A 2484-nucleotide genomic window follows, 5' to 3' on the forward strand; every position below is an offset into this window, starting at 1 on the left:
AAGCGACATTTAAGGTATTTAAGACAGAGTTCGCTAATGGAGCGCATTTCTCTTCCCTTAAACAACTCGCTCTTGAACTTAATGATTATGTACATTGGTTCAATAACATTCGAATTCACGGAACATTGGACTATTTAACGCCTGTTGAATTTAAACAACAGCCCTTATAAGTTTTGTCCAGTTTAGTGTTGACATTCCAAGATGTTTCTGAATAGATCAGTGGTTTTTAATTTGGAGAAGATTTTAATTCATTATAAAACTCTATGTAAAGAATAACCATATACAAATAAGCAAATTCGAGGGTGCATAATATATTTTTTTTAGAATTATAAGCGAACGATTTCATGTTGATCTCTCCTTTATGTAACTTTGTAATCATTAAACTATCAATTCTGTAATTGTTAATCATTTATATTTTTAAACATACGATCTATTAAGTATTGAAAAGCGCTTATATCATCTGTTACAAGGAAAACTGGTAGAAGGATTAGTGATAAGACTATTAATATAAATGGTAAAATTGTAAAGTTAAAAGTACTTTTTAAGAACGTCATATTAAGCAACTCCTTTAGTATTATGCTGTTTTTGTTAAAGATAAAAAAACTATATTAATTATGTTTATCGACTTTCGACATCTTTCTGCTTTTCTTAAATTGAATATACAACTTTGTGAACTTTCTGTTAACATTCCTGTCAGTATATCTGACAGGTTTTTTTGTGAAATTCGACAAAAAAATAATGTAACACAATAGATATAAAGATACATAGAAAAAGATGTATACGTTATACAAACCTAGTTAACATAAAGTCAAGTTTAAGAAGTAATCAAAATTGCCAAATCCATGTGTATAAATTGATTTCTTCGTATCTGCCTCCTAAATCTGTTGGAAAATGCTTTAAATTAAACTTATAAAGCTCATCATCAATATATTGTTTATTCTTTTTATTTAATTCTTTAGTAATATGCAAACTCATTATTCATTTCCCCTTTTGTATACTTTTTTACGCTTATACTGGAATTATATGTAAAATAAACCTTTCTTATCGAACTAACCTATCCCGTTTAATAAGATGTAAAATGACAATAAAATTATTTAACTTTAAAAGCTCAGACAAGCATAACCCCGTTCTAAATTTAGGACGGGGTTAAAAATATAGTTGTTTAATTTTTGATGTAAGATACTTCACTATACTAAAAATATAACAATAAAGTCGTTTAAAAATCTAAGTTTTATTCAACATAACTTCTATTATTAATCTCCACCCCCACCGCAGCTTGAGCAGGAACTTCCAGACGAGCAAGAACTACAGGAGCTAGCCGACCCGCAACTTGTACAACTTGATGAACTGTTGCTGCTAATTTTCATGTAACTGGAAAATTCATCATAATGAAAATAAGAAACAGATAAGAAAGGAACGATCATTGTATTATATTTTTCCTCCCTTTTGCTTTTTTTCATTTTTTCTTGTATGACGCTTTTTTCATAATCTTTTACCTTATTTGCAGTTTTTTTCATGGAAGAGATAAGCGAGAGCACTGTAGTAATATATTTGGTATCACTTTTAAAATATATATCTATTAGTTCATTTTCTGGTAAATTTTTAAACTCATCAATGATAATTGGATGTACAGGGTACCTGAAAAACCCCTTATAAAGATGGATATTCTCTTTTCTTATGAGAAAAAGCTCAGCATATACCCAATCAAAAAATCCGCGCAAATCAGGATCAGGCAATACATTTACATTTGGACTGTGATGAAGAATAGTCCCTAGATATTTCTTTGAAAAATCATCATACTCACGGGTAAACATGAGCATCTGATGCCACAGTTCATCGACTTTCTCGCTAAACATTGGAGACTCTTTTAAAAGAGAAGTCAAAATAAAATAACGTTTTAAATCCAGTAGACGCCACTTGTACTCATTTTCTTTTAACTTATTTTCTTTCCTTACCCTCTCTTCTACGTTTTCCATATAACTTTTACTAAGGTATTGCTCCAGGTCATCACTTAGCTTTTTTAATCCTTTAATTGGTTTTATCTCTAATGATTTTGGAGATAAACCAAATTTAAATGAGAGTTTTTTGCGTAAAAATAAAATAAACCAAATAATAACTGCAAGCAGGAGTAACCATACCATCTAATCCCCCCATTCCTATTGGAATAAATTTTAATAGCTCTTTAATCCAAAAATAAAAAAACTGCTGTTATAACTACAGATAACAAAAAAAGTATCCCGGTAATACTAAGCCCTTCACTTTAAATCATCCTCTCTTTATTACTATTACGAATTTCATTGTGGATGGTTCCATATCTTACAATTTTTAAATTTTTCATTATTCCCTATCCTGCCCGTTCGTATTATAAGGTCAGCCAGAAAATATTTCTGGTTGACCATTTTTTATATCGATATATGATAACGGTAGCCGGGGTAGAACGTAAGCGCCCGTGGGACTAAGATCCCGTCCGCAAAACAGTTCGCC

General features: G+C 30.4%; 3 protein-coding genes. 1 reads left to right on the forward strand and 2 read right to left on the reverse strand.

The features are described from left to right. The coding region (locus tag K9V48_RS27650; RefSeq protein ID WP_224142265.1) for an integrase core domain-containing protein at window positions 1-170 on the forward strand (170 nt) is incomplete at its 5' end. A 655-nt stretch (window positions 171-825) separates the two neighbouring features. Here K9V48_RS27650 and K9V48_RS27655 read toward each other — a convergent pair. Together K9V48_RS27655 and K9V48_RS27660 are read right to left on the reverse strand one after the other, a co-directional pair. Next, window positions 826-975 (reverse strand): hypothetical protein, encoded by a 150-nt coding sequence (locus K9V48_RS27655; RefSeq protein WP_224142263.1) that lies wholly within the window; start codon window positions 973-975, stop codon window positions 826-828. A gap of 278 nt (window positions 976-1253) precedes the next feature. After that, window positions 1254-2141, reverse strand: coding sequence for a UCP032817 domain-containing protein (locus K9V48_RS27660; RefSeq protein WP_224142264.1), 888 nt, complete (start codon window positions 2139-2141; stop codon window positions 1254-1256). Window positions 2142-2484: the final 343 nt, after the last annotated feature.

This window comes from Metabacillus rhizolycopersici (genome assembly GCF_020075705.1).

Bases quoted from the DNA above. Each gene is read 5' to 3' on its own strand.
- K9V48_RS27655 (WP_224142263.1), bottom strand. From the start codon at position 975: ATGAGTTTGCATATTACTAAAGAATTAAATAAAAAGAATAAACAATAT.
- K9V48_RS27660 (WP_224142264.1), bottom strand. From the start codon at position 2,141: ATGGTATGGTTACTCCTGCTTGCAGTTATTATTTGGTTTATTTTATTT.